Raw genomic sequence first — 24,126 nt, 5'->3', positions numbered from 1 at the left:
CATAAGCAGAAAGATCTTAGTTTCATAACAAATTTTAATATCCAAATGAGAAAAGCCGGCCGCAAGTCCGGCTTTTCTTTTTTTATAGTCTTTTTCCCACTGATCAGACTTTCACAGATTGTTGCTAATACCAGCATCATTTATTATTTATCATTCAGTATCCGTTGGACCAGGTATTTATTATTTTTCAGGATTCTTTTTAACATTCAATAAAGCTTTATCTTTGTTTATTCAATAATCATTAATCATCATGAATCTGTACAACCTTATTATTCAAGATAAAGAACAGGTAAATCTTAACGAAGTATTTCTTAATGCCAACAACAGAGAACAGCTAGTACAGCTCATTAAAGAGCATAATTACGTTAAAGAGCTCCAGGAGTATGGCTTGCCGGTTAACCATAAGATTTTACTTGAAGGAAGTTCCGGATGTGGAAAAACAATGACAGCCAAGGCCATTGCCAATGCCCTTGGAAAAAATATTATTATTTTAAATCTTAGTAATATTGTTTCGTCTCGCATTGGAGAAACATCACAGAATATTAAAATGATTTTTGATAAAGCCGCCAGAGAAAGATCGGTATTATTCCTTGATGAACTGGATCAGATCGGGAAAGCAAGGGGCAGCGACGATAAAGATGTGGGCGAAATGAGAAGATTGGTTAATACTTTGATTCAGCTGATTGATTATTATCCTGAAAATGCGCTTTTAATCTGTGCCACCAATCATCCTGAGATTATTGACACCGCCCTTCTAAGACGTTTCCAGCTAAAAATTAATTATGAAATGCCTTCCGCTGAAATTCTGGATTCGTATTACAATCAATTATTAGCACAGTTTCCGGAAGACTTGAGAACGATTGAAAGAAAATACGCTATTTCTTTTGCTGAAGCTAAAGATTATGCTTTAACAGCCGTGAAAGCTGCTTTAATTAAAAAACTGGAAGCCAAAGAAACCATCTCATCATGAAAGAAGATATCCTCCACAATCTCGCTTTGATCAATGAAAGAATAAGAAAGTCTTGTGAGCAATCCGGAAGAAACAGTAATGAAGTCAGATTATTACTGGCGACGAAAACTGTTTCTGCAGACCGTATCAAAATTGCTTTGGAAAACGGACAGGAATTAATCGCAGAAAACAAGGTACAGGAATTGAAGGAGAAATATGAAGACCTGAAAGACATTCCCCATGAAAATCATTTTATCGGCCATCTTCAGACCAATAAAATCAAAGATATCCTGAAATACGATGTCACCTGCGTCCAGTCTCTGGATCGACTGGAACTTGCTGAAAAACTTCATCAAAGACTTTTGACTGAAAACAGAACGATGGATGTTTTAATTCAGGTGAATACATCCAATGAAGAAAGCAAATTTGGAGTTAATCCTGATCAGGCTATTGAACTTACCCGAAAGATTCCAACTACTCTACTTTAAAGATAAAGGGATTGATGACCATCGGCTTATTCAGTGCTGAAACTGAGAAAGTAAGAGCATGCTTTAAAATCCTGAAAAAACTTCAGCAGGACATCATCACCGGAAATATCCCCAACGTAGAAATGAAAGAGCTTTCCATGGGAATGAGCAGCGATCTGGAAACAGCCATTGAAGAAGGCGCCACCATTGTACGGGTGGGAACTGCCGTTTTTGGAGCGAGAATCTACCCGGACAGTTACTATTGGGATGAAGGAAAAACAAATAACTAAGTTTACAACTATATGTTCCCATTTACTTATACTTTTGAGAGAGAAATAAAAGATAGCAAAACGTTTAAAAATGTCACTGATGCAGTATGTCATTCAATCACAGAAAGGGGCTTAACTGATATTGTTCCTGCTGACGGCACCATCATAGGTGAAAACAAAATGTTTAAACTTGATTTTGCCAACAAATCCCCATTAGTTTCTCACCTGGCAAAGAATACTTCTACAACGAAAATACAAGAATTCTTACCTACAAAACAAAAGCATTTTATCCTAAATCACCTGACTACTGAGATACTAATAGCTTCTCTTCTTTTCATTGCCGGTATCATTATACATTATTGTCATTATATTTTGGTAATAGATAACGTTTCCAAAATTTAACCGAAAATTAAGCAGTAAAAACCTATCTCTTTAGTAAAATACCGGCTTCGACAGGCTCAGCCTGACAACGCTTAAAAATTTCGATAGGTATTCGGTTGTCCCCCTGAGCCTGTCGAAGGGCTAGTAATAAGAAAAACCTTTATTAATCATTAATCCCAGGTATTAACTATAAGGACAAGTCAATAAACCCATTCCTTAGTCTATAAATTCGGTATACTTTTTGCTGTAAATATTTCGTAACCAAACAAATACATTTATGGATAAAAAATTACTATCGGTATGTCTGTTCATGACATTATTATTCTTTTTTTCATGTGAAAAAGAAAACACACAGATGAAAAGTGGAATTTCCATTGAAACCATTTCAATTATAACCTGCGTTACTATGGGCGTAGCTATTTTGCTTGCTTATAGCTTTAAACGAAGATAACAAACCGGAATTTAAATACTAAGACACCTCTCGATTTTTGGGAGGTGATTTTGTTTTAAAAATTTTAAATTAAATGATTGCATTTCATTAAAATATAATAAATTTCAAAAAATTTCTCTTTCGTAACTAATAACCCTAATGAAAAGAACATTCCTGTCAGCACTTTTACCTTTGCTCATTTTGAACTGTACTCACAAAAAAGAAAATGTTCAACAGACAGACAAAGAGAATCCCAACCTTACAATGTCTATCCCGCTTGAATATCTTGTGGATTATCCTTTAATTAAAGACTCTTCAAAATTTATCAAAAATCTTCAGCAAGCTTTTGATCTCCATGTTCATGAAAGTCCTGTTCAGCAAAAAGGTGAAAAGATAACGGTATTCAAAAAGGTGAAAATCAATGGTTCAGATCAGGAGTATTACTTTGTTGAATACGACTGGAAGACAGGACCAAATTCTGGATATCCCTGGAAAAATCAACTCTTATTAACACAAGAAGGGAAGCTTGTTAAAATTTTATCAGCAGAACGGTATGAATTTGTTTCTATTTTCCCAAAACAAAATCCATATTTACTGGCAACCTCGGTCACAGCACATGGAAACGGAGGTCATGAAATTTACAAAATAACAGCAGACTCTTTAGAAGATATCTATGGGGGTAACGTCAGAACATATGATGCTCATGAAGACAACAAAATTTATGAACCGTATGAGCTGCAATTAAAAATTAAAGACTACAATAATGACGGATTTAATGATATTGCTTTCACAGGAAAACTTGTATTGATCCAGAGGCGAACACCGGATGGATTCTGGTATGACAATCTAACAATAGATGGCAGAGAAATCAAATATTCTGTTGATAATCCTTACAAAAAAATTCCTGTAGAATATATTTTTCTTTACGATCAAAAAACAGGACATTTTAAGCCAAAAGGAGATTATAGAGAGAAATAGAAAATTGAGATTGCTTCGCTACGCTCGCAATGACTATAAAAACAAAAATCCCTCTCATTGCTGAAAGGGATCTTTTTTATCGTTAAAAAACTGAGATTACATATAAGCTTCAATCGGCTCACAAGTACATACCAGGTTTCTGTCTCCGTAAGCTTCATCTACTCTTGATACAGAAGCGAAGAATTTGTGGTCTCTTACCCATTCTAACGGATAAGCTGCCTTTTCTCTGCTGTATGGTTTATCCCAAGAATCAGAGATTACCAGCTGTTCTGTATGAGGAGCATTTTTCAATACGTTGTTTGTAGCATCTGCTTCACCGTTTGCAATTTCATCGATTTCTTTTTTGATAGAGATCAACGCTTCTGCAAAACGATCAATTTCAGCCTTGCTTTCAGATTCTGTAGGCTCAATCATTAATGTACCTGCAACCGGGAAAGAAACGGTAGGTGCATGGAAACCATAATCCATTAATCTCTTCGCCACATCAGCTACTTCAATTCCTAAAGACTTGAACTGACGGAAGTCTACGATACATTCGTGAGCTACTCTTCCGTTTTCGTTGGAATATAAGATTGGGAAATGCTCTGCTAAAATTTCTTTCAGGTAGTTAGCATTCATGATGGCATGTCCTGTAGCCTTTTTAAGACCTTCTGTTCCTAACATCTTGATGTAAGCGTAAGAAATATTAAGGATTAATCCTGAACCGTAAGGTGCAGCAGAAATACCTTCAATAGCTTCTTTGGAACCGATTCTGATGTTCGCGTTAGAAGGAAGGAAAGGTACTAAGTGTTTAGCAACACAGATTGGACCTACTCCAGGACCTCCGCCTCCGTGAGGAATTGCGAAAGTTTTGTGAAGGTTAAGGTGGCAAACGTCTGCTCCGATGTTTCCAGGACTTGTAAATCCTACCTGAGCGTTCATGTTTGCACCATCCATATATACTTGTCCTCCGTGCTCGTGGATAAGGTTGGTAATTTCTTTAATATTAGCATCAAAGAATCCGTACGTAGAAGGATAAGTGATCATTACAGCAGATAAATTCGCTGAATGAAGTTCTGTTTTAGCTTTAAGATCTTCGAAGTCGATTTCTCCGTTTTCAAGGTTTTTCACCACTACGATTTTCATTCCTGCCATTGCAGCAGAAGCCGGGTTGGTACCGTGTGCAGACTGAGGGATCAATACTACATTTCTGTGGTGGTCTCCTCTTGAAATATGGTATTCTCTGATCACCATTAATCCTGCGTATTCTCCTTGTGCTCCGGAGTTTGGCTGAAGTGAAGTTCCTGCAAAACCTGTAATTTCTGCTAAGTCTTTCTCCAGTTCACGGATCATTTCCTGATATCCTTCAGCCTGGTTTACAGGTACGAATGGGTGAATTGCGCCCCAGTTTTCCCATGAAAGTGGTAACATCTGAGTGGCTGCGTTTAGTTTCATGGTACAAGATCCTAAAGAAATCATTGAATGAGTCAATGATAAATCTTTTCTCTCAAGACGCTTGATGTAACGCATCAATTCTGTTTCCGTATGGTATTTGTTGAATACTGATTCTGTAAGAATTTCGTCTTTTCTTAAGTTTTCTTCCGGAATACTGTATCCTTCTTTGATTTCTAATTTGAAAGTCTGCTTGTCTTTGAACTGAGCGAAAGAAGCCATCAGATAGTTTAATTTCTCTAATGTTGTACTTTCGTTGATCGCAATGCTTACTACTCCTTCTGTGAAATAGTTTAAGTTTAATCTGTGATCAAGCATCAGTCTTACCAATCTTGCTTTCTCATCTTCAGCCATAGTGATTTTCACAGTATCGAAGATTGGCTCTTCTACTACCTGATATCCTAATGCTTTAAGACCGTTTTTCAAAGCATTTGCTTTAAAGTGAATCTGATCAGCGATATAGTTTAATCCTTTTGGCCCGTGGTAAACAGCATACATACCGGCCATTACTGCTAAAAGAACCTGAGCTGTACAGATGTTTGAAGTAGCTTTCTCTCTTTTGATGTGCTGCTCTCTTGTCTGTAATGCCATTCTTAAAGCACGTCTTCCATACATATCCTGAGAAACCCCGATGATTCTTCCAGGAATATCTCTTTTATACTCTTCTCTACAAGCAAAGAAAGCTGCGTGAGGACCTCCGTACCCTAATGGAATACCAAATCTCTGTGTAGTTCCTACTGCACAGTCAGCACCCATTTCTGCAGGAGACTTTAGCTTAACCAAAGCCATCGGATCACAAGCAACCGCTACCTGAAGATCAAGTTTTTTATATTCTACAATATCTTCTGTATAGTCTAAAACGATTCCGTTTTTACCAGGATACTGTAATAAAATACCGTAATAAGAAGCATCCAACTGGTGAGTTTTATGATCTCCCACTACGATTTCGATTTCTAATCCTTCAGCTTTTGTTTTTAATACAGAAACTGTTTGAGGAAGCACAAGGTCAGAAATAAAGAACTTATTAGCTCCTGCTTTTTTCTGGTCTTTAGATCTGTTGTTGAAGAACATGTGCATTGCTTCAGCAGCAGCAGTAGATTCATCCAACAAAGAGGCATTGGCTAATGCAAAACCAGTAAGATCACATACTACAGTCTGGAAATTAAGAAGAGCTTCAAGTCTTCCCTGTGCAATTTCAGCCTGGTATGGAGTATATGCCGTATACCAGCTAGGGTTTTCAAAAATATTTCTCTGGATTGCTGAAGGTAAAAGTGTATTGTGGTATCCAAATCCGATATAACTTGTGTAATCAGTATTTTTAGATGCCAATTCCTTTGAGTGGTTCAACATTTCGTATTCAGAAAGTGGTTCCGAGATCTCAAGATCTTTCTCTAAACGGATAGAAGAAGGGATGGTCTGAGAAATTAACTCTTCAATACTAGAAACGCCAAGTTTTTCCAACATCGCCTGTTTATCGGCTTCATTAAGGGAAATGTGACGGCTCACAAACTGTTCTGTATTCATTTTTATTTATTAGATTTTGTTTGTAAAAAGATGGGTAAAATTACAATTTTTTGAATGATTTCACAAGAGTACCAAGGAGGTGATAATTCACACATCTATTTGTGATATTTCTCACAATTTACATTTCGTAAATTATGATAAGGTTGACATTAATTTCATCAACAATAACCATTATTCTATACATAATACACAAGAAAAAGCATGGATTTCTATATAATTAAGTTCTTTATACATTATTAAATTAGTGTATATAATCAATAAATCTCACTCTTATTATTGAATCTATTAAACGATTTTTTTTAAAAATATAATGTATTCAACATCTATTTTTATACTTCTACTGAAAGTATCTGTCATTCAAATTTACCTCCATTAAAACTCTTTTAAAGTAATTTACCACTGCTATTCATCAGGTTGTAAGAATTTTATGAAATTTTATTAATTATATTTATTCTAAATTAATATATTTGCAGCATGAATATGATTGTCCCATTTAAAGTTCCGCCATTGGCACCTTACTCATTCAATAACGAAGAGATGTTCTGTGAAAAGAAATCATGCTGTAAAAAATTCAAGAAGGGAAAAAGATGTAAAAAATGCCCGGGAAGAAAGAAAATGGCATAAACTAGCTGAAATTTTTGATCAGCATATAGATCGCAATTGCCAGAATAATAATTCCCCAGATCAGCATCATAATCTTAGGCTGACCCGACTTGTTTATTCTTGTTGCAGGCTGCGGCTTAAACATTTCTTCCACCGAACTTTTGAACTTTTCAGAATCGTTTTCAAAAACTTCTGTGATGGTGATTCCCTGAACAACCGTTTTGTGCAAAAGAGAATTCGTTGCATGAAGCAGAAGCTGGAATTTTCCGTCTTTAAATTCTGTGATCTTAAAGATCCTCTCTCCATACGGCTTTTCTAATCCGAAAGGCAAAACTTTCACCACATCGGCATTACTCGTCTGCCAGTTGATGATAATTTCCTCTCCTTTTTTCGCATGAATTTTATTCGCTGTAAAAGTTTTGATGGCTGGCGGAATATTATACCTGAAACTTCGCTGATGGCTTTCTAAATTCTGATCATAAGTACGTCTCAGCGCGCGATCACTTAAGGTTTCATAAGCCTCCTGAATCTCACGGAAACGGTCCGCAAAAAAGTCATCATTGGCATTTTTATCGGGATGATATTTTAAGGACAGTTTACGATAGGCTTTTTTGACGTCTTCTTCTGAAGCATCCTGTGATATACCGAGAAAATAGTAGTAATCTTTCATTGAGCAATACAAAAATAAGGATTTATTTTTCTTTGCGTTTGATGTTTATGGTAAAATTTTGTTGGAAGTATAGATCAAAAAGTCATTGTGGATTGAAGGTGAAGAAATCTCAATATCTCTCATAATTTATTGGTTGAAAAACGCAAGGACGCTAAGTTTTTTTACAGATACCTTCATATTTTTAAGGCGCAAAGATTTTATCCCCGATAAAACTGTACTTCTCAACAAATACATGAATTGAATGAGTTCAACAGCCCCTTTGTCATTCCGAGCAAAGCAAGGAATCTCAACTTCATATTCAAGGCATTTCCCACAGATGCCGCAAATTACCCAGATCATTTCGTAGTAACTTCAATCATAAGAACTGAACGGTAATAGACCGACCGTAATTACTTACGGGAAATCCAATCCTTAGTGGGAGCAATCCACTCATTGAGTGCTTTGAAAAGAAAGCCATGATTCAATCCCGTATTAAGCTCTATTTCTTTAAAATCTTTTAGGTGGGATCTGACGAACCGCTGTTCATACGACATCGGCACATGTCCGTCATCTGATTTCTCCGTAATGGAAAGAATCCTTCCATACAATCTGAAATTTTTATCTTTTTCCAAAGAATCATCTTTGAAACTAGCTCCGATGAAGACAAATTTCAATTGTGGATTCTTTTCATAATAAGAGACATATTGTGCAATATAACCTCCCTGAGAAGTTCCTACCACTGTTATTCTTCCGGCAGGAATTCCCTTTTTTATCAGGCTGTCAATCTGCTTTTTTACTTTTTCAGCATACGCTGATGGATCTGTGTCCGCTTTTCTTTTCTCAGAAATGAGAATCGTATTTTTATCCTTTAGCTTATTGAGTATTGTCTCATATTCTGCAACACCATATTTCGGATGTTTTTCCTCAAAAGAATGATCTTCCAAAAATTTATTATGTAAAAAGAAAATATATTGTTTTTGTTGTGACTTTTGGCCAAACAATATGATCGAAAAAAATGAAAGTATGACAATAAAAACATTTGTAAACCTCATCATAACCGGAAATAGCTTTTAATTAGAAAGAAACAAATATAGTGTTAAAAAGCCTTTACTGTGACTATTTTATGTAAAAATTCCGGCTCGGGAAGCGAAGCTTCCCGAGCCGGAATGTAACAATTTCAATTTAGTTTTTTACTTTTCTTATGCTTCACACATATTATCATTTTTGCAGCATCTTGAATGAAATTCTTTTTTGAATTTCCCTTTCAGTTCCTGATAGTCTTCATCACTCATTTCCCTGATCTTATCTGCCAGTCCGAAAGGTGACTTTTCTTTGATTCCGTACTCATCAAAAATACCTTTGATAAATCTTTTTCTTTGTATTGCTTTTTTAGCGATTAAGGCTACACCTGCAACGGCTAATGCTCCAAGAGCCCCTTTTAATGCTGAATTTTTCATTTTTTCAAAATTTTAAATTTTACTACTTCTTGTTTTTTATAGAGACGAATGAATGCTGATTTTTACTTTACTACTTCTTTAAAAATTTCAGATTATTCGTTATTTCTGTTGAAGAATCCACCGGAGCATTTATTTCTCCAGACTTCTTTAAATTTCTCTCTTTCCTCAGGAGATAAACCTGCCATTTTTTCTCTCATCTTTCTTTCCTTGAAATCTCTCACCCCTTTACCAAAGTGGAAACCTCCGAAAAGAATTTTGCTTAAGATCAGTATTCCCATGGCCTGCCAGAAAGTAATTGTTTTTGCTCCTAAAATCTCCGGAAGAAGGCAGTTCCAAAGCATCATGACAATCCATGTAACGGCAGCTAAAATTAATGGCGGGCACAGCAATAAAAAAATCCAACCCTTTTTGTGTTTATGATTCATAATTTCTTTTTCTAACTTTTTAAATCTTCGTATAATTTTCTCAATCTGTTTCTTAAATGCTTCACAGCATAGTTTTTTCTACTGATGATAGTTTTGATGTTTTCTCCCTGTTCATCGGCGATTTCCTGGAGGGTTTTGTCGTTCAGTTCATTTTCTACGTAGACCAGCCTTTGTTTTTCGGGAAGTTCATCAAGCGCCTCAAACAGTTTTTTCCAGATCTCATCCTGAAACATCTTCACTTCAGGACCGGCACTTTCATCCATCAAAAGGATATCCTTGATAGAAAAACTGCCATCTTCATCTTCATATACGAAATCTTCAAGATTTTCTGTTTTCTTTTTCCGGTAACGGTCTGTGATCTTATTCGCCGTCACCCTGTACAGCCAGCCCCAACGTTTACGATCTCAGAAAGATTCGTAAGGCTACTGAACTGATACCACACTTCCTGCAGAATATCTTCCGCATCCTCCGTGTTTTTCACTTTCGGACGAATATAAGACATCAGCTTCCCTCCGTAGTTGGAAACGGTCTGTGAGATGATGCTTTCTTTCTCCTTCTGTGGCATTGTTATTTTTTCGACAACCTCCATACTGATATGACGGTTAGCCTTTTAGTTTTACTTTAATAAATTTAAAATATTTTTCTTACAATTCAATTTTTCTTTTATTCATCGTGTTTTTATTTCATAATTTTTTTCAACAACCTAGGCATAATTTATTTTTCAGAAGCTTTTCCCGCTATCCACTCATACTCCTCACGCTAAACAACCCCACCCTCTTACCCTCCGACTCTCCCACTCGTGTTCCGGGGTAACCGCTGCTATCGGGGCTAAGGTGGTGACTGATAATTGATAATTGATGAATGATGAATGATGAATGATGAATGATAAAATTGTAAAATAATATTTTTGTTGGAAAACGCAAGGGCACAAAGTTTTTATCGTTATAATGTATAATTGTAAGGCGCAAGAAAATCAGAGATTTTCAGCAAGCGATCTGTCTTATTATTTTCTAATCATGGGACTTCTCAAATCTATTTAGTCAACATAATCAGCTAAAAAACTAAAATAGGCAGTCTTCAATTTTATCGGAGATAAAATCCTTGCGCCTTAAAAATATACAGATTGTTGTGAAAATTTTTAGCGTCTTTGCGTTTTCCAACTCTACTACTTCTAGTTTTAATAAGATTGCCTCGCTTTGCTCGCAATGACTTTATGGTAAAAAAAACGGAAGACTGAGCCTTCCGTTTCAAACATTATAAAATTATATTTTACTTATTAAAATTTTCAGCAAAGAATCCCAACATCGATTTGTAAAGTTCAATTCTGTTCGGCTCTTTTCCAAATCCGTGTCCTTCATCGTATTTTACAAGATAAGGAACTTCAAATCCTTTGGCACGCATCGCTTTTACAATCTGATCAGATTCATTGATGTTTACCCTTGGGTCATTAGCTCCCTGTACTACAAATAATGGTTTCTTAATCTTATCAATCTGAAACACAGGAGATACCTCTTTAGCAATTTTAGCTTCCTCAGGATTATCAAGATCGTACCAGATCTGTTTTACCATTTCTTTGTAGGGTTTCCAGTATTCCGGGAAAGAATCAAAGAAAGTAAAGATATTGGATACACCTACATAATCCACTCCACAAGCATATAAATCCGGAGTTTTGATCAATCCCATCAATGTTGCATATCCACCGTGGCTTCCTCCGTAAATGGCAACTTTATCTTTATCTACCCATCCCTGTTCAATGGCGTATTTTACACCATCTTCCACATCATCCATTGCTTTTCTTCCGATCTGCTTATAACCCGCTTTCTGGAATGATTTTCCATATCCGCCGGAGATTCTGAAGTTAACCTGAAGCGTAGCATATCCACGGCTTGCAAACAACTGTGTTTCCGGATTGAATCCCCAGCTGTCCCTGATTCCCTGAGGGCCCCCGTGAGGATTTACGATCAAAGGAACTTTTTTACCTTCCAATGCCGCTTTAGGTAGGGTAATATACCCATGGATTGTCAATCCGTCTCTGCTTTTAAATTCGATAGGTCTCATTTCAGCCATGTCTTCTTCCTTCAGCTGCGGCATCAGATTATACAGAAGTTTGGTCTGCTTGGTTTTGGTATCGTATTCATAATAAGTTCCATACAGCTTGTCACTTCCTACAACAACCAAAAGTTTATCATTATTATCATCAGAAGAAACAATTCCAAATTCCTTGTCTCCAAACTGAGATTTTAATTTGTCATGTATTTCTTTATAAAATTTACTTACCGGAACTGTTTCTCCTTTTGTGCCTTCATAGCTGATATAGTCAAGTTCATAGTTTCTGTTTTTACCCGCCGTGCTTATTGAGCTTACATCATAGACAGGATTGGAATAAACCTCTTTAATCACTGCATTCTTCTTCAGATCATACAGTACAATTCTCGCTTTATCGCTATCCAGATTGGTTACTACATACGCTTCATCTTTATTTTTAGAATTTTCATTAAACTCTATAATACTGAAGGTATCAGACCAGTCTGCAGATTTGATCAGATTGAATTTTCCGGTCTGCAGATCTTTATAATAGGTTTTTGTGGTTAATCCGTTTTCAAGTACGCTATAACCTCTCAGATTTCCGTCTTTATCAAAAAGATAATCGTCGATAGGGCTGTTAACATCTTTATTTTCATAAAGCTGGGTCATTTCCCCGGTAACGAAATTGATTTTAAAAGGCTCAAAGATCTGCTTGTTGTTTTTATTCATGGTAACCACAACAAAATCAGTATCTTTTATAGGAATAATGGCCTGCACTTTTACTCCGTCAAATGGTGTTAAATCCTTTTGATTTCCTCCGTCTGTATCGGTAGCATACAGGTGGATATTTTCATTTCCACCTCTATCTTGTGTATAGAAAAGGCGTTTTTTGTTCAGCCAGCCATAGTTTCTTATCAGATCATCTTTTTCTACAATAGCTTTGGTAATTTTTCCGGTGCCAAGATCTTTTACATAAACATGATTTTTTTTCTCCTGATCTTTCTCTTTATAGGAAAGATATTTCCCATCAGGAGAGATTTTAAATGCTGAAGCTTTAGGTCTTGCAAAATAGTCTTCGACTTTGTATTTAAAGTTTCCTTTGTCGTAAGAAATCAGTTTCTCAAGATTAGCCTTGGAAGATGGCAAAGTAGGATCTCCAGGCAGTTTGGCAGTAGAACTCTGTGCGTTGGTCATAATGGTGGATAGTACAATAAGGGCTGTACCGAAAATGTTGTGATTTAGGTTCATAACTTCTGTTTTAAAGGTTAAAGTTATAGAAAGCACTCATTTTTAAAACAATAGAAAACAAATGCATTTTATATAATAAGACACATTCAGGTTACAAAATGTTACAATTTTATATCATTTAATTAAAAAAATCTCAATTATATAAAAAAGACAGTCTGTAAAGGCTGTCTTTTTAGTGTAAATAAATTCCGAAATACCAGGTCCAGACTATTAAAATAATCTGCATGGGAATCCTTTGAGTATAAAGATACTTCATTCCCGGACCGGTGTAATCGGCTTTAAAAATATTAATCTTATTCCTGGAAGAATTGATATTGGCTATAAAAACCAGTATATAAAAAATGATCAGTAAAATTGCTGTCATCTCACGAATTGACAGGATCATCAATCCAATTCCTGCTGCAATTTCCAGAACTCCCGTAAAATATACCCAAAACATTCGGGCAGGAATAAAATCAGGAATCATCATCGCCATTCCCTTTTGAAATTTAAAATGAGAGAAACCTGTAAATATTATAAAAACAGCCATTCCCAGGTTTCCTGAAAATATAAAATCCGGCTTCCCCTGAAACAAAAAAGTCCCCAGCAAAGCCAGAATAAAAGTTGCGAAAAGTATTACGAGTAATTTCATTTATAGGTGGTAGATATTAGGTGGCAGGTAGCAGATATTAGTATTCAGGGTAAGAAACCAACTCTAAACCTTAAACATTAAACATTGAATTTCATCAAACTGAACCAAGGCTCACTCCTTCCGCAAGACTTTTCACAACCATTAATCCTTTTGTAAAGCCTGTATTCATATGATCCTGCCATTGTTTTTCTACCTGAACTTCGGCATGAAGTTTTGTTTTTCCTCCAAAGTCTATCAAAAAGTATTTCTCAAAACTTCCGTTCCATTCCATGACTTCTTTACTCTGGGTGTCTTCATTTCCCTCTTTATCCACCATTCCCAGATGTTTGAATACAATTTGGTTAGGTTCATCCATGCTGTCTATGGTTGAAACCATTCCTTCTCCCTGTGCATTCAGGAAATAAGTTTTCCCACCTACCTTCCAGTCTGATTTCATAACAGATCCTGCACCGAAATACTTAGTCCATTCACTATATGTTTCAGGACTCCAGAGGATGTCCCAGACTTTCTGAAGGGGAGCATCAATTACTGTTTCGTATGATAAGGTTTCCATTTGTTTCATTTTTTTAATTGGTCACTACGAGCAAAGTGAAGCAATCTCAAAGCTCACAGATTTTTCTTTAATTCTAACTAAATTATTTACAGCTGATTTTCTGAAAGATGTTTAACGAGTGACATCGCTTTTGGAAACTTCTCTTCAAAAAATTCTTTAAATTCTGCCGGTGTCTGAATTTCTGTTTTCAGTAAAGTGCCTTCTTCATTCTCCTCAAGAAAGTAAGCCTCTGTAGCTTCACCCCAATCCTGAGGGACTTCGATGCCTTCATAAATTTCTCCAAGGTGCAAAAATTTTATTTCCTCGTTGGGGATCATTTTTTCCACTCTGCTGTACATTCCGTTGTTTTTCGGATCAAGAAATTTAACGATATTATTTTCTTCAAGCGTTCCTTCATAAAAAGAACCTTCTGTAAATGCTGTTGTCCATTGCCTGTAGGTAATGTCTCCCCAAAGGACACTCCATACTTTTTCAGGTTCAGCATTGATTTCTATTTCGTATGATAATTTTTCCATATATTTTTTAAGCGATTAGGTGGTGGATAATAGGTTGCAGGTGATTGTACCGGAGAGCGAGTGAGTTTGAGGGTCAGAGAGTAAGAGTGTTATTGTGACCACTTCTAGCTTCTCATTCTATCCTCCGACAAAATCACCTCCATTGATATGAATAATTTCTCCTGTAATATAACTTGCATCCTTTGAGGCAAGAAAAACATAAGCTGGTGCTACTTCAGAAGGTTGTCCCGCACGTTTCAGCGGAGTGTCTTTTCCAAAGGTGGAAAGGTCATCAAAAGCTTCTTTCACCAATGGCGTCCATATAGGTCCTGGTGCAATTCCGTTTACCAGAATTTCTTTTTCTGCAAGATTATCGGCCAGAGACCGGATAAAGGACAAAACAGCACCTTTTGTTGCCGCATAATCTATTAAGTGGTCACTTCCGCGGTACGCTGTAACAGAGGTTGTACAAATGATTCTTCCTCCTTTTGGTATCATAGGAAGAAAATTTCTGGTGAATGAAATCATGGAAATAATATTGGTATCAAACGTTTCCTGAATCTGTTCATCAGAGATTTTTTCCAGACTGCTTTTTGAAGTATGAATTCCTGCATTATTAACAAGAATATCAATATTCTTCCACTCTGTTTTAATCTTGTCTGCGCATTTGGTTCTGAATGCTTTCCGGGTAAGATCTCCTTTGATCAGAAGACACTTCTGCCCTTCTTTTTCCACCAGTCTTTTGGTTTCGTTAGCATCATCGTCACTTTCTTTATAGATAATGGCGACATCTGCTCCTTCTCTGGCAAAATGAACGGCCACCGCCTGTCCTATGCCGCTGTCTCCTCCGGAAATAACAGCTTTTTTACCCTGCAGCTTCCGGCTTCCCTGATAATCGTTCCTGATAATTTCCGGAAACACCCCGTCTTTAGGGACTTTTGACTTAGAGTCTGATTTGTTCTGTGTTTTCATATGCAAATCTTTTTCCTAAATCACATCAAACAATACGCCGAAAATATTTAAGAATTATAAGCATCTTCCAGATCCTGAATAATAATTTTCTGCATTTTCATCATCGCCTGAACAACTTTATAGGCTTTTTCCTGGTTAGAATCATTCATCAGCTGGATGAGTCTCTTAGGAACAATCTGCCAGCTTAATCCGTATTTATCTTTCAGCCAGCCGCACATACTTTCTCTGCCACCGCCAGCAGTGAGTGTATTCCAATATTTGTCGGTTTGTTCCTGGTCATCTGTCATTACCACTAATGATATTCCTTCATTGAAGTCAAACGGGTGATCATAGGAATTATCCATACAGAATACGCTGTAATTATCGATTGTAAAATGAGCATGCTGAACATTTTCTGCCGGTTCCGGAATGTTATGTCCTTCGCTCCCTGCTCCGTAGGTCAATATATTTCCGATGCTTGAATTGGGAAAAGTTTTCGTGTAAAGTTCCATTGCTTCTTTAGCTTTTCCGTTATTCTGATGGATAAACATCAAAGTCGGAATTATTTTCTGATCGCTTGCTTTTTCTCCCAGAAACAACTGCCATGTTACGCCATATTTATCCTGAACCCATCCGTATTTCGGACTCCATGAGTAAGATCCCAATTCCATCAAAGCTATTCCGCCATCCAGTAACTGATCCCAGTATTTTTGAACTTCATCTTCTGTTTCACAGATTACCATAAAAGAGATAGAAGCATTTTTTTTGAATTGCGGGCCTCCATTCAGAAGCATAATTCTCTGTCCAAACAAATCAATATTCATGACAACAGGAGTATCTGCAGTGATTTCGCCTCCGAAAACCTTACAATAAAATTCGGCTGACTGCTTGGCGTCTCCATCATACCAGAGACATGGGAAAATATCATTATTCATAATTTTAATTTTTAAAAAGGGTGATGTATTTTTAACTTTCTATACAGCAAAACAGATCTTATGCCTTTGCTTTTAAACGATACCAATCCGTTTTACTGCAATGACACTGCAAAATTCTTCAGTTGTATATATATTATGCTTCTTTAAAGCAGACCTGATTTTCTTTCATGTAATTCTTCAGTTTCATCATCGCATTTTTACCGAAACCATGAAGCTGCATAATTTCTTTTTCGGAATAATCTGAAAGTTTTTCCAAAGAATTTATTTTTTCCTTTTCTAAGGCTTTTCTAGCAGGTATTGCAATAACTCCGTGAAGGAATTGCTCTGCAGAGTCATAATTAAAAGCATACATAGAGTTTAAACTCTTTGACATGATAACTAGATTGATCATGGCTACAAAAAAATATTGTTAATGATTCTCAACATATTTGTGGAAGTTGTTGAGAATAGCATACCAGCCATCCCGCTGCATTTCCACAGAATTTTGTTTTTCCGGATCGAAAATTTCAATCACTTTCGTTGTATTCTCATCTATCTTATCAAATACAACTTCCACTTTTCGTCCGTCTTCAAGGTGATACCTAATGATCTCATGAGGAATAATCTCATCATATACGCCTTCAAAATCGAATCCGAAGCTTTTGTCTTTTGCTTCCATTCTGTTTTTGAATTTGCCTCCTACTACAAGGTTATTTTCAGAACTAGGACAGTGCCAGGTTTCATGGGCGAAATTCCATTTCGTAATGTGCTTGGGTTCATTGAAATAATTCCAAACCTTCTCCACCGGTGCTAAAATTGTGATGTCTATTTTAATTGGATCCATAGTTCTATATTTTTAAAAGTTTAAATAAAGAGCTGCCCAAAAATGAGCATCTCTTTATTATCATTAGTTAAATATAAGATTATTTTGCAGATTCTTCATTATAGTTCACCATCCAATGAACACCATACTTATCCTGAAAACATCCGAAGTAGTCTCCCCAGAACTGATCTTCAATAGGCATTTCCACGTTTCCGCCATCAGAAAGTTCTTTAAAAATCCTGTCTGCTTCGCTTTTTGAATCAGGGAAAATAGACACATAATTATTATTTCCTACGGTAAGAGTCTGCCCGAATGCCGGTACAATATCGGAGGCCATTAACAGGTCCTCACCTACAGGCAGAGCGATGTGCATTACCCTGTTTTTTTCTTCTTCTGACAGGTTTTCGGTACCGGGAGCATTGCCCATTTTATGAATTCCACCAACGAATTCACCACCGAAAACACTTTTGTAAAAATTGAACGCTTCTTCAGCTGTTCCATCAAAATTTAGGTATGGATTTAATTTAGCCATGATTTTTAATTTTAAAGTTATTATTATAAAATATTGTTTCTACTGTTGATCCATTAAGGATTAATTAATTTACTATGAATAAAAAAACGCTTAATGGTTTAAAAATTTTTCTACTTCCCTGACGGTAAAGTCTATTAAGTTGGCATCAATACTTCCATCAAAGTCCGGCATCATATAAGTACCATGAGTTGCGGGAAGTATCAATAACCGGGAGCCTTTCACCAACCGCCACATTTCGGCAGTATGTTCCGGCTTCATCACATCCTGATCGCCGCTGATAAATAATGCAGGTGATTTGATTGACCTCAGCACTTCATCATTCCAGTCCTGAAAAGTCTGCATTCTTGTACAATCTTTCTCAAAAAGGTTTTCAAGCTTTGAGAAATCAGGATTGAGGCTTAAGAAATTAATTTTAAAAGGTTCAGGCATTGATTCAAAAGTTGCTTCCTGCATTCCTTCAAAAAAGCCGTCTATCATTCCGCTTCTTTTATAAAAAGCAGAGGCAACCACTAATTTCTCAACAATTCCGGGATGACGATGCCCAATCTGCATTACGGTACTTCCTCCATTACTGAATCCCCAGAATGAAGCTTTTTCAATGTTAAGTTCTGCCAAAAGTCCTGCAACATCGTCTGCATCCTGTTCAAATGTTTCCGGAATATCGCGGTGCTCACTTCTGCCATGATTTTGTAAATCGATTCCTATGAGCTGGAATTTATCTTCAAGCCTTGCGATGACTTCTTTAAAATCATAAAGCATTGAAGAGCCACCGCCATGGATTAAAACCACAGGTTTTCCTGATCCGTAGATCTCGTAATATAGTTGGATCCCGTTGACTTTTTTATAGCCTTTTTCTACTGGATTCATTATTAATATTTAAGATTTTCGTCCACATCATATTTCATTCCCGGATAATCCAAAATTCTGCGCATGAGACCTATCTGCCCGCAGAGGTAGTCTTCACGGCCGATGCACATTCCGACAAAATTGAGTTTTGTTTCTTTAATGAAAGGGATGTTCATTCCTATTTCAAATATTTCATCCAGCTCTTCATCGGTTACTTCATGAAGTTTTTGAAAGACTTTAGCTGAAATTGAATGAAAGTTTTCTTTCAGTTCAGCCAGGGTTGGATATTTTAAACTTTCATTCAATGCTTTTCCCTGGAAAAACAAATCATTGTAAGGGTCTTCTCCCTGAAGCCCAAGTACTGAACCTAATCCATAGCGCATGTTGACAAAGTTTCCTGCCATCCATACGATATGATTGGTTTTATTTTCAATTCTTTTCAAGGCGTCTTCTTCCGAAATGCCGTCCAAAACATTCATAAAGCTTTGGGAATGCATTCTGTAAGCCGGAATAACGAGCTCCATTTTTTTTGATTTTGGTGTGTTCATTTTTAATCAGAGATTAGAAGTTAGAAATTAGAGGTTAGTAGGTTGGAGAAACGCAAAGGCGCTAAGAGTTTTATAAACTATGCGTTTTTAAGTCGCAAGGATTTTATCTGCGATAAAATTGTACCTTCTGAAAAGGTAATACTCATATTTCAGCGATGCACCTGTCATTCCGAGCGAAGTAAGGAGTCTAAAAATAGCATGCTATTTTATAGCACCCGGTTTTCCTAAAATTCTGCGGAGATAACCCAGCTGCCCACTGTGATAGATTTCATGAAGGCTTAAGGTTGATATATCTTTAACCATTTCAGGTTTAAAACTCTTAAGTGTGTTGAGCTTTGCTTCCAGTTTATCCTGGGATTGCTTAAGATAGGATTTTAAATCTTCGAAACTAATCAATTTATCTTGATGATCTAAAGCAATTTCACCCCTGTTATAGAAAGAAAATCTTTCACTATCCCAGACAGAATCTTCTCCTAAAATATTCAGTAATGGATTTCTGATGTAAATTAAATGTCCAAGGATCCAGTTCATACAATTGGCTTCACCATTGGGAAAAATCATAGATTCTTCGTGGCTAATACCATCGATATTCATCGTAATCACAAAATAATTACTGGTTATCTGATTTTTTATGATTTCTATATCGTTTGATTGTGTTTCCATATGATATATTTTGTGGTGTTATGGATTATTCTGCAGGGATCTGAGAGGCATCACCATGCACTACTTCCCACTGATGGCCGTTGATATCAGCAAAACTGCTTTGATACATCCATCCGTAATCTACAGGTTCACTGTATTTTGACCCTCCGTTTTCGATCGCTGTTTTTACCATACCGTCTACTTCTTCCCGGCTGTTGACTCCGATAGCAAGAAGTACCTGAGTAGTATCTCCTTTCGCAAAAGGTCTGTTGGTAAAGGTTTGGAAAAACTCTTCTTTAAGAAACATAGTGTAGATATAATTTTCTTTCATGACTACGCATATTGCTTTCTCATCTGAAAACTGTTCATTAATAGAAAAGCCAAGCTTCGTCCAGAATTCTCTGGTTTTTTGAACGTCTTTTACAGGTAAATTGACGTAAATATCTGTAATATTCATTTTCTAAATTTTAGTGGTGATTGTTATCCAAAATTATCAGGATTTGGTAAGAATGTGCTTGCCATAGGGCAAGATTTATTTTTTTATTTGGATTAATTTATTCAGCAGGCATTTGAGACATATCTGCAAAAGTAATATTCCAGCCATGCCCATCCGGGTCCCAGAAGGAGTTCTGATACATCCATCCATAATCCTGAGGTTCTTCATGCTGCCGTGCGCCGTTCTCTACAGCAGTGTTTACTATTTCATCTACTTCTTCACGGCTGTTCAAACCTACCGCTACAAGAACCTGACTGGTATTTTCTTTGGCAACCGGTTTATTGGTGAAGGTCATAAAATAATCTTCCTGCAGAAACATCACATAGATGGTATCATTCAAAACAACGCAGGTTGCTTTATCATCAGAGAATTGTTCATTGATAGAAAAACCTACCTTAGTCCAGAATTCTTTGGTTTTCTGTACATCTTTTACCGGAAGGTTCACATAAATTTGATTGACTTTCATTTTTCGTAATTTTAGTGTTAATCTGTAATCCAAAATTACCGAGGTGCAATGAAAATCTACTTGCCATAGGGCAAGATTTAAATTTTCTTAGGATGAGAGACGATTTCCTTACGGATACGGCTCAGAGAAGTATCTGTAACTCCCAGATAGGACGCTATTTGTTTCAAGGGGGCAAATTGTATGACTTTAGATTTTTGCTCCAGCAGATTAAGGTATCTTCTGGTGGCAGAAAGGGTAAACATTTCTACAGATCTTTGTTTGTAGGCAAAAAGCTCCTGAGACATCCACGATCTTCCCCATTCCCTGAGGTTGGGGATTTTATGGAACAACTCCTGGAAGGTATCATAATCCAGCCTCCAGCACTCGCAGTCTGTAATACAAACGATATTCTCCTGAGACGGAACCCGCTGAAACATTGACAAAACCTCAATAATGACTTCATTTTCTACAAAAAAGTGGGTTGTTACTTCATTTCCGTTGAAATCATTCACATAGGAACGCGCCAATCCGCTTTCAAGAATATAATATTCATTGGCTGTTTTTCCTTCCTCAAGAATGAAATCACCTTTCTGGAAAGATGTTTTTTCATGAGCCTGGAATATTTCAGCAAGCTCTTCAGGGAAAAAAAAGGGGAAATCATAGCAGGTTTCTAAAGCTTTATTGGTCATTTGGTGTCAATTTTTTAAGTCTTTAAAAGTAAAATTTTTAATTGAATTCAGAGCAAAAAATATTAAACAAAGCATTGAATATTTTTATCAAAAGAACATACTCTATTGAAATTAAAGACATTTAAAAGCTTTTTGTTTTTAAACAGTTATTTGAAACATACTATCTCTGACCACCCCGTCAAAAATTCTTTGAATTTTCGCCACCCCTCCGGAGGATGGGAATGACTATCTGCCGATACAGTCATTGTAAGCTTTTTACAGGAAATATTTTTTCAAAACAGGGAAAGCTGTATTGATTTTGGAGCAGTGGGTTTCTGGGCATCGCCGAATACCGTTTTCCCGCCAAAACGCCATGAATTTTGTCTTTCTTCTTCAATTACCTGCTGAATATCAAAATCCGGTGTAAAGTCTTTTTCTGCTTCAGTGACAATCTGGTGAAGCTTGTTTAAAGAATTCAGCTTATCAGAGTTTCCCAGCCTGGATTTTTCAATTCCTTTTCTGAGAATGCTGATACTTTCATCATACGTATTGATCGGAACAGGGAAAGGATGTCCGTCTTTACCACCATGAGCAAAGGAAAACCTTGCCGGATCTGCAAATCTTGACGGTGCTCCGTGAATCACTTCACTTACCAAAGCCAAAGACTGCATGGTTCTTGGACCTACTCCTTCCAGCATCAGCAGGTCTTCAAAATTCTGTGGCTGCTGTTCTCTGGTAACATACAGCAGTGCTCCGAGACGTTTCAGATCAACATCAGAAGCCCGAACATCATGATGAGCAGGTAGAATCAATCTGGCAAAATCGTTCATCACCTCAGCCGAATTGGTATGGGAAATATTCAGAATTCCTTTTCTGTTATCCGAGGCTTCGGTATCCGTAAGGTTAAGAATTCTCCCTCTTGAAATCCCATTAATTCCTGTGTGGGGCTGTTCTACAAAAGAGGTAATGTTTTCCGAGTGCCAGTGGTAACGTCTTGCTGTTCCGTCAGATTCATGCATTCCCTGCTGAATGACGCTCCAGTTTCCATTGTCTGAAAGAATGAAATTGTGTAAATACAGCTGGTAACCATCCTGGATGGCCGTATTATCTACTTTTGCAGAAAGCTTGCTGGCTCTTACCAGTTTTGTTCCGTTCAATCCGGTTTTATCTGCAATTTTAATGAGCTCTGATGGAGTTTCGCGGGAAAACTTCCCTTTTCCGCCACAGATATAAAGCCCCAGCGACTGAGAATTTGGGTTAACAGAACGTTTTAAAGCTCCCATAACGGAAGTGGTAATCCCTGAAGAATGCCAGTCCATTCCCATCACGGCTCCAAAACTCTGAAACCAGAATGGATCTGCCAACCGGCGTAGAACCTCATCTTTACCATAATCCATGAGAATGACTTCAATAATGGAAAGCCCCAGAACAGACATACGCTCATACAGCCATGGCGGTACTTTGCCATAGTGAAGGGGTAAATCTGCAGTTCCTGAACGTTTCATTCCGTTTTTAAAATGTAAAGGTAAGTTTTATTCCTCTACTATTTAATGATCCGCATCATTAATAATGTTTAATTACGGTAAAACATACGGATCCATAAAACCGTTTTTATTGGTGAGACAGTATATTAATCAGCTTCTCAAATGGATCTCTGACAAAAAACCTGCGAACTCCCCAGTCCTCATTGGTAAGTTCGTAAGTGATTTCAAAACCGGCCTTTTTCATCTTTTCATACACTTCATCCACATTATCCACTTCGATGGAAAGATCAGGAACTTCCGTATCGTTTCCACCCTGTTCAGCAAAGCTGATCTGAACTTTGGCTTCTTCCTCATTACCCAATGTTTTAATCCAGCCATGATCCATCAAAACATCCAGTTCTAAAATATCCTGATAAAATTGATGGGCTCTGGAAAGATCATTGGTTTTAATATTGACTACGATTCTTTTTACCATGTTCAATTTTTTTGATTAAAAAAGCCTTGCAAAATCATATTCACAAGGCTTTTCTACAAAAATTATTTTATTATTTCAATGCTGCAAGAGCGGCATCGTAATTAGGTTCATTAGCAATTTCCGGAACCTGCTCTGTATAAACTACTTTATTGTTTTCGTCAGTAACGATCACGGCGCGGCTCAGTAATCCTTTCATAGGAGAATCTGCGATGGTCACTTCATAATCGTCCCCAAAGCTGCTTCTGAAGTCTGAAAGTGTTTCTACATTATTCAATCCTTCTGCTGCGCAGAATCTTCCTAATGCAAATGGAAGGTCTTTAGAAACATTGATGATCACCGTATTATCAAGCTTTGAAGCTTCCTCATTGAATTTTCTGGAAGAAGCGGCACAGGTAGGGGTATCAATGCTTGGGAAAATATTGAATACTTTTTTCTTTCCGTCAAAATTTTGAAGTGTTTTTACATTTAATCCTGAATCTACCAATGCAAAGTCTTTTACAGTGGTTCCTACTGATGGTAATGCTCCTATTGTGTGTACTTCGTTTCCTTTTAAAGTGATTGTCGTTGACATAATATTTATTTTTTTATTTTTTCAAATGTAATCAAAAAAGAAAATTTTTCCGGTTTTATTATGGTTAAATTAATCTTAAAGTGAAAATAAAAAACATCTTATTGATAATCAGTTTTATCAGACATAATTACTATATAACTACAGCCTCAAAAAAGCCTGATTTTAAGGACAAAAAGTTCAGCCTCTGAACATTATAAAATTATTTCTAAAATAAATA

General features: G+C 36.7%; 30 protein-coding genes and 1 pseudogene. 6 read left to right on the top strand and 25 right to left on the bottom strand.

All coding sequences use genetic code 11. The features are described 5' to 3' along the window. The first annotated feature begins 250 nt into the window (after positions 1–250). The 5 genes and pseudogenes from KBP46_RS00770 to KBP46_RS00750 all read left to right on the top strand — a co-directional run bounded on the left by KBP46_RS00770 (position 251) and on the right by KBP46_RS00750 (position 3,474). Entirely contained in the window at positions 251–970 is a 720-nt protein-coding gene (locus KBP46_RS00770; protein WP_120231575.1) for an AAA family ATPase, read from the top strand. Continuing rightward, a pseudogene (locus KBP46_RS00765) lies at positions 967–1,706 on the top strand (YggS family pyridoxal phosphate-dependent enzyme). The gene KBP46_RS00770 and the pseudogene KBP46_RS00765 overlap by 4 nt, the downstream one beginning before the upstream one ends. Before the next feature lie 12 nt (positions 1,707–1,718). Then, on the top strand, positions 1,719–2,087 hold the full coding sequence (locus KBP46_RS00760) for a hypothetical protein (RefSeq protein WP_216444392.1): 369 nt from the start codon (positions 1,719–1,721) through the stop codon (positions 2,085–2,087). 256 nt (positions 2,088–2,343) lie between these two features. Next, positions 2,344–2,517 carry a hypothetical protein gene (locus KBP46_RS00755; RefSeq protein WP_167348782.1) on the top strand — a complete coding sequence of 58 codons (174 nt, stop codon included), beginning with the start codon at positions 2,344–2,346 and terminating at the stop codon, positions 2,515–2,517. A gap of 138 nt (positions 2,518–2,655) precedes the next feature. Next, positions 2,656–3,474 (top strand): hypothetical protein, encoded by an 819-nt coding sequence (locus tag KBP46_RS00750; protein ID WP_216444391.1) that lies wholly within the window; start codon positions 2,656–2,658, stop codon positions 3,472–3,474. A 96-nt stretch (positions 3,475–3,570) separates the two neighbouring features. Here KBP46_RS00750 and gcvP read toward each other — a convergent pair whose 3' ends face one another. Further along, positions 3,571–6,429, bottom strand: coding sequence for an aminomethyl-transferring glycine dehydrogenase (gcvP, locus tag KBP46_RS00745; protein ID WP_062675256.1), 2,859 nt, complete (start codon positions 6,427–6,429; stop codon positions 3,571–3,573). A 474-nt stretch (positions 6,430–6,903) separates the two neighbouring features. On the opposite strand from gcvP, the gene KBP46_RS00740 reads away from it, so the two are divergent. Then, positions 6,904–7,053, top strand: a complete 150-nt coding sequence (locus KBP46_RS00740; RefSeq protein WP_164723264.1) for a hypothetical protein — start codon at positions 6,904–6,906, stop codon at positions 7,051–7,053. A gap of 1 nt (position 7,054) precedes the next feature. Here the strand turns inward: KBP46_RS00740 and KBP46_RS00735 are convergent, their stop codons facing one another. From KBP46_RS00735 to tpx, 24 genes are all read right to left on the bottom strand, one after another. Then, the gene (locus KBP46_RS00735) at positions 7,055–7,702 is read right to left on the bottom strand and encodes a J domain-containing protein (RefSeq protein ID WP_216444390.1); all 648 of its coding nucleotides are present in this window, start codon (positions 7,700–7,702) and stop codon (positions 7,055–7,057) included. Positions 7,703–8,091: 389 nt separating this feature from the next. Beyond that, on the bottom strand, positions 8,092–8,625 hold the full coding sequence (locus tag KBP46_RS00730; protein ID WP_216444389.1) for an alpha/beta hydrolase: 534 nt from the start codon (positions 8,623–8,625) through the stop codon (positions 8,092–8,094). Between the two features lie 255 nt (positions 8,626–8,880). Further along, on the bottom strand, positions 8,881–9,138 hold the full coding sequence (locus KBP46_RS00725) for a hypothetical protein (protein ID WP_216444388.1): 258 nt from the start codon (positions 9,136–9,138) through the stop codon (positions 8,881–8,883). A 92-nt stretch (positions 9,139–9,230) separates the two neighbouring features. Continuing rightward, the gene (locus tag KBP46_RS00720; protein ID WP_047433535.1) at positions 9,231–9,563 is read right to left on the bottom strand and encodes a hypothetical protein; all 333 of its coding nucleotides are present in this window, start codon (positions 9,561–9,563) and stop codon (positions 9,231–9,233) included. Between the two features lie 11 nt (positions 9,564–9,574). Further along, positions 9,575–9,937, bottom strand: coding sequence for an RNA polymerase sigma factor (locus KBP46_RS23385; protein ID WP_253297139.1), 363 nt, complete (start codon positions 9,935–9,937; stop codon positions 9,575–9,577). Continuing rightward, on the bottom strand, positions 9,934–10,152 hold the full coding sequence (locus KBP46_RS23380; RefSeq protein ID WP_253297138.1) for a hypothetical protein: 219 nt from the start codon (positions 10,150–10,152) through the stop codon (positions 9,934–9,936). Before KBP46_RS23380 ends, KBP46_RS23385 begins: the two co-directional genes overlap by 4 nt. Positions 10,153–10,832: 680 nt before the next feature. Continuing rightward, positions 10,833–12,836: a S9 family peptidase gene (locus KBP46_RS00710; RefSeq protein ID WP_216444387.1), complete on the bottom strand. Its 2,004-nt coding sequence runs from the start codon at positions 12,834–12,836 to the stop codon at positions 10,833–10,835. Between the two features lie 172 nt (positions 12,837–13,008). Continuing rightward, positions 13,009–13,467: a hypothetical protein gene (locus KBP46_RS00705; RefSeq protein ID WP_062675260.1), complete on the bottom strand. Its 459-nt coding sequence runs from the start codon at positions 13,465–13,467 to the stop codon at positions 13,009–13,011. A 94-nt stretch (positions 13,468–13,561) separates the two neighbouring features. Continuing rightward, on the bottom strand, positions 13,562–14,020 hold the full coding sequence (locus KBP46_RS00700) for an SRPBCC domain-containing protein (RefSeq protein WP_062675261.1): 459 nt from the start codon (positions 14,018–14,020) through the stop codon (positions 13,562–13,564). 86 nt (positions 14,021–14,106) lie between these two features. Continuing rightward, on the bottom strand, positions 14,107–14,535 hold the full coding sequence (locus KBP46_RS00695) for a hypothetical protein (RefSeq protein WP_062675262.1): 429 nt from the start codon (positions 14,533–14,535) through the stop codon (positions 14,107–14,109). Positions 14,536–14,652: 117 nt separating this feature from the next. Further along, entirely contained in the window at positions 14,653–15,486 is an 834-nt protein-coding gene (locus KBP46_RS00690; protein WP_216444386.1) for an SDR family oxidoreductase, read from the bottom strand. A 47-nt stretch (positions 15,487–15,533) separates the two neighbouring features. Continuing rightward, positions 15,534–16,400, bottom strand: a complete 867-nt coding sequence (locus KBP46_RS00685) for a VOC family protein (protein ID WP_216444385.1) — start codon at positions 16,398–16,400, stop codon at positions 15,534–15,536. A 133-nt stretch (positions 16,401–16,533) separates the two neighbouring features. Beyond that, the gene (locus tag KBP46_RS00680; protein WP_228432187.1) at positions 16,534–16,773 is read right to left on the bottom strand and encodes a hypothetical protein; all 240 of its coding nucleotides are present in this window, start codon (positions 16,771–16,773) and stop codon (positions 16,534–16,536) included. A gap of 36 nt (positions 16,774–16,809) precedes the next feature. Further along, the gene (locus KBP46_RS00675; RefSeq protein WP_062675265.1) at positions 16,810–17,223 is read right to left on the bottom strand and encodes an SRPBCC family protein; all 414 of its coding nucleotides are present in this window, start codon (positions 17,221–17,223) and stop codon (positions 16,810–16,812) included. 79 nt (positions 17,224–17,302) lie between these two features. Next, entirely contained in the window at positions 17,303–17,734 is a 432-nt protein-coding gene (locus KBP46_RS00670) for a VOC family protein (protein WP_216444384.1), read from the bottom strand. A 90-nt stretch (positions 17,735–17,824) separates the two neighbouring features. After that, positions 17,825–18,601, bottom strand: a complete 777-nt coding sequence (locus KBP46_RS00665; RefSeq protein WP_216444383.1) for an alpha/beta fold hydrolase — start codon at positions 18,599–18,601, stop codon at positions 17,825–17,827. Between the two features lie 2 nt (positions 18,602–18,603). Further along, positions 18,604–19,128 carry a DinB family protein gene (locus KBP46_RS00660; RefSeq protein ID WP_216444382.1) on the bottom strand — a complete coding sequence of 175 codons (525 nt, stop codon included), beginning with the start codon at positions 19,126–19,128 and terminating at the stop codon, positions 18,604–18,606. A 201-nt stretch (positions 19,129–19,329) separates the two neighbouring features. Continuing rightward, positions 19,330–19,791 (bottom strand): hypothetical protein, encoded by a 462-nt coding sequence (locus KBP46_RS00655; protein ID WP_216444381.1) that lies wholly within the window; start codon positions 19,789–19,791, stop codon positions 19,330–19,332. A gap of 25 nt (positions 19,792–19,816) precedes the next feature. After that, the gene (locus KBP46_RS00650) at positions 19,817–20,227 is read right to left on the bottom strand and encodes a VOC family protein (RefSeq protein ID WP_062675270.1); all 411 of its coding nucleotides are present in this window, start codon (positions 20,225–20,227) and stop codon (positions 19,817–19,819) included. Positions 20,228–20,324: 97 nt separating this feature from the next. Continuing rightward, positions 20,325–20,732, bottom strand: coding sequence for a VOC family protein (locus tag KBP46_RS00645; protein ID WP_062675271.1), 408 nt, complete (start codon positions 20,730–20,732; stop codon positions 20,325–20,327). A 77-nt stretch (positions 20,733–20,809) separates the two neighbouring features. Continuing rightward, complete coding sequence (locus tag KBP46_RS00640; RefSeq protein WP_079242156.1) at positions 20,810–21,400, bottom strand: Crp/Fnr family transcriptional regulator; 591 nt, start codon at positions 21,398–21,400, stop codon at positions 20,810–20,812. Positions 21,401–21,672: 272 nt separating this feature from the next. Further along, positions 21,673–22,884, bottom strand: coding sequence for a DUF763 domain-containing protein (locus KBP46_RS00635; RefSeq protein WP_216444380.1), 1,212 nt, complete (start codon positions 22,882–22,884; stop codon positions 21,673–21,675). A 106-nt stretch (positions 22,885–22,990) separates the two neighbouring features. Further along, positions 22,991–23,338: a VOC family protein gene (locus tag KBP46_RS00630; protein WP_216444379.1), complete on the bottom strand. Its 348-nt coding sequence runs from the start codon at positions 23,336–23,338 to the stop codon at positions 22,991–22,993. A gap of 70 nt (positions 23,339–23,408) precedes the next feature. Next, positions 23,409–23,909: a thiol peroxidase gene (tpx, locus tag KBP46_RS00625; protein ID WP_062675275.1), complete on the bottom strand. Its 501-nt coding sequence runs from the start codon at positions 23,907–23,909 to the stop codon at positions 23,409–23,411. Between the last annotated feature and the right edge of the window lie 217 nt (positions 23,910–24,126).

It is taken from the genome of Chryseobacterium sp. PCH239, from assembly GCF_018924625.1.
GTDB lineage: Bacteria > Bacteroidota > Bacteroidia > Flavobacteriales > Weeksellaceae > Chryseobacterium > Chryseobacterium cucumeris.
Note: the sequence above shows the minus strand (reverse complement) of the source record. Positions and strands in the feature narration are given on the sequence as shown.

What these genes read in the sequence shown, in the direction of transcription:
- KBP46_RS00770 (WP_120231575.1), top strand. Translation starts at nt 251, where the DNA reads ATGAATCTGTACAACCTTATTATTCAAGATAAAGAACAGGTAAATCTT.
- KBP46_RS00760 (WP_216444392.1), top strand. Translation starts at nt 1,719, where the DNA reads ATGTTCCCATTTACTTATACTTTTGAGAGAGAAATAAAAGATAGCAAA.
- KBP46_RS00755 (WP_167348782.1), top strand. Translation starts at nt 2,344, where the DNA reads ATGGATAAAAAATTACTATCGGTATGTCTGTTCATGACATTATTATTC.
- KBP46_RS00750 (WP_216444391.1), top strand. Translation starts at nt 2,656, where the DNA reads ATGAAAAGAACATTCCTGTCAGCACTTTTACCTTTGCTCATTTTGAAC.
- gcvP (WP_062675256.1), bottom strand. Translation starts at nt 6,429, where the DNA reads ATGAATACAGAACAGTTTGTGAGCCGTCACATTTCCCTTAATGAAGCC.
- KBP46_RS00740 (WP_164723264.1), top strand. Translation starts at nt 6,904, where the DNA reads ATGAATATGATTGTCCCATTTAAAGTTCCGCCATTGGCACCTTACTCA.
- KBP46_RS00735 (WP_216444390.1), bottom strand. Translation starts at nt 7,702, where the DNA reads ATGAAAGATTACTACTATTTTCTCGGTATATCACAGGATGCTTCAGAA.
- KBP46_RS00725 (WP_216444388.1), bottom strand. Translation starts at nt 9,138, where the DNA reads ATGAAAAATTCAGCATTAAAAGGGGCTCTTGGAGCATTAGCCGTTGCA.
- KBP46_RS00720 (WP_047433535.1), bottom strand. Translation starts at nt 9,563, where the DNA reads ATGAATCATAAACACAAAAAGGGTTGGATTTTTTTATTGCTGTGCCCG.
- KBP46_RS23380 (WP_253297138.1), bottom strand. Translation starts at nt 10,152, where the DNA reads ATGGAGGTTGTCGAAAAAATAACAATGCCACAGAAGGAGAAAGAAAGC.
- KBP46_RS00710 (WP_216444387.1), bottom strand. Translation starts at nt 12,836, where the DNA reads ATGAACCTAAATCACAACATTTTCGGTACAGCCCTTATTGTACTATCC.
- KBP46_RS00705 (WP_062675260.1), bottom strand. Translation starts at nt 13,467, where the DNA reads ATGAAATTACTCGTAATACTTTTCGCAACTTTTATTCTGGCTTTGCTG.
- KBP46_RS00700 (WP_062675261.1), bottom strand. Translation starts at nt 14,020, where the DNA reads ATGGAAACCTTATCATACGAAACAGTAATTGATGCTCCCCTTCAGAAA.
- KBP46_RS00695 (WP_062675262.1), bottom strand. Translation starts at nt 14,535, where the DNA reads ATGGAAAAATTATCATACGAAATAGAAATCAATGCTGAACCTGAAAAA.
- KBP46_RS00690 (WP_216444386.1), bottom strand. Translation starts at nt 15,486, where the DNA reads ATGAAAACACAGAACAAATCAGACTCTAAGTCAAAAGTCCCTAAAGAC.
- KBP46_RS00685 (WP_216444385.1), bottom strand. Translation starts at nt 16,400, where the DNA reads ATGAATAATGATATTTTCCCATGTCTCTGGTATGATGGAGACGCCAAG.
- KBP46_RS00680 (WP_228432187.1), bottom strand. Translation starts at nt 16,773, where the DNA reads ATGTCAAAGAGTTTAAACTCTATGTATGCTTTTAATTATGACTCTGCA.
- KBP46_RS00675 (WP_062675265.1), bottom strand. Translation starts at nt 17,223, where the DNA reads ATGGATCCAATTAAAATAGACATCACAATTTTAGCACCGGTGGAGAAG.
- KBP46_RS00670 (WP_216444384.1), bottom strand. Translation starts at nt 17,734, where the DNA reads ATGGCTAAATTAAATCCATACCTAAATTTTGATGGAACAGCTGAAGAA.
- KBP46_RS00665 (WP_216444383.1), bottom strand. Translation starts at nt 18,601, where the DNA reads ATGAATCCAGTAGAAAAAGGCTATAAAAAAGTCAACGGGATCCAACTA.
- KBP46_RS00660 (WP_216444382.1), bottom strand. Translation starts at nt 19,128, where the DNA reads ATGAACACACCAAAATCAAAAAAAATGGAGCTCGTTATTCCGGCTTAC.
- KBP46_RS00655 (WP_216444381.1), bottom strand. Translation starts at nt 19,791, where the DNA reads ATGGAAACACAATCAAACGATATAGAAATCATAAAAAATCAGATAACC.
- KBP46_RS00650 (WP_062675270.1), bottom strand. Translation starts at nt 20,227, where the DNA reads ATGAATATTACAGATATTTACGTCAATTTACCTGTAAAAGACGTTCAA.
- KBP46_RS00645 (WP_062675271.1), bottom strand. Translation starts at nt 20,732, where the DNA reads ATGAAAGTCAATCAAATTTATGTGAACCTTCCGGTAAAAGATGTACAG.
- KBP46_RS00640 (WP_079242156.1), bottom strand. Translation starts at nt 21,400, where the DNA reads ATGACCAATAAAGCTTTAGAAACCTGCTATGATTTCCCCTTTTTTTTC.
- KBP46_RS00635 (WP_216444380.1), bottom strand. Translation starts at nt 22,884, where the DNA reads ATGAAACGTTCAGGAACTGCAGATTTACCCCTTCACTATGGCAAAGTA.
- KBP46_RS00630 (WP_216444379.1), bottom strand. Translation starts at nt 23,338, where the DNA reads ATGGTAAAAAGAATCGTAGTCAATATTAAAACCAATGATCTTTCCAGA.
- tpx (WP_062675275.1), bottom strand. Translation starts at nt 23,909, where the DNA reads ATGTCAACGACAATCACTTTAAAAGGAAACGAAGTACACACAATAGGA.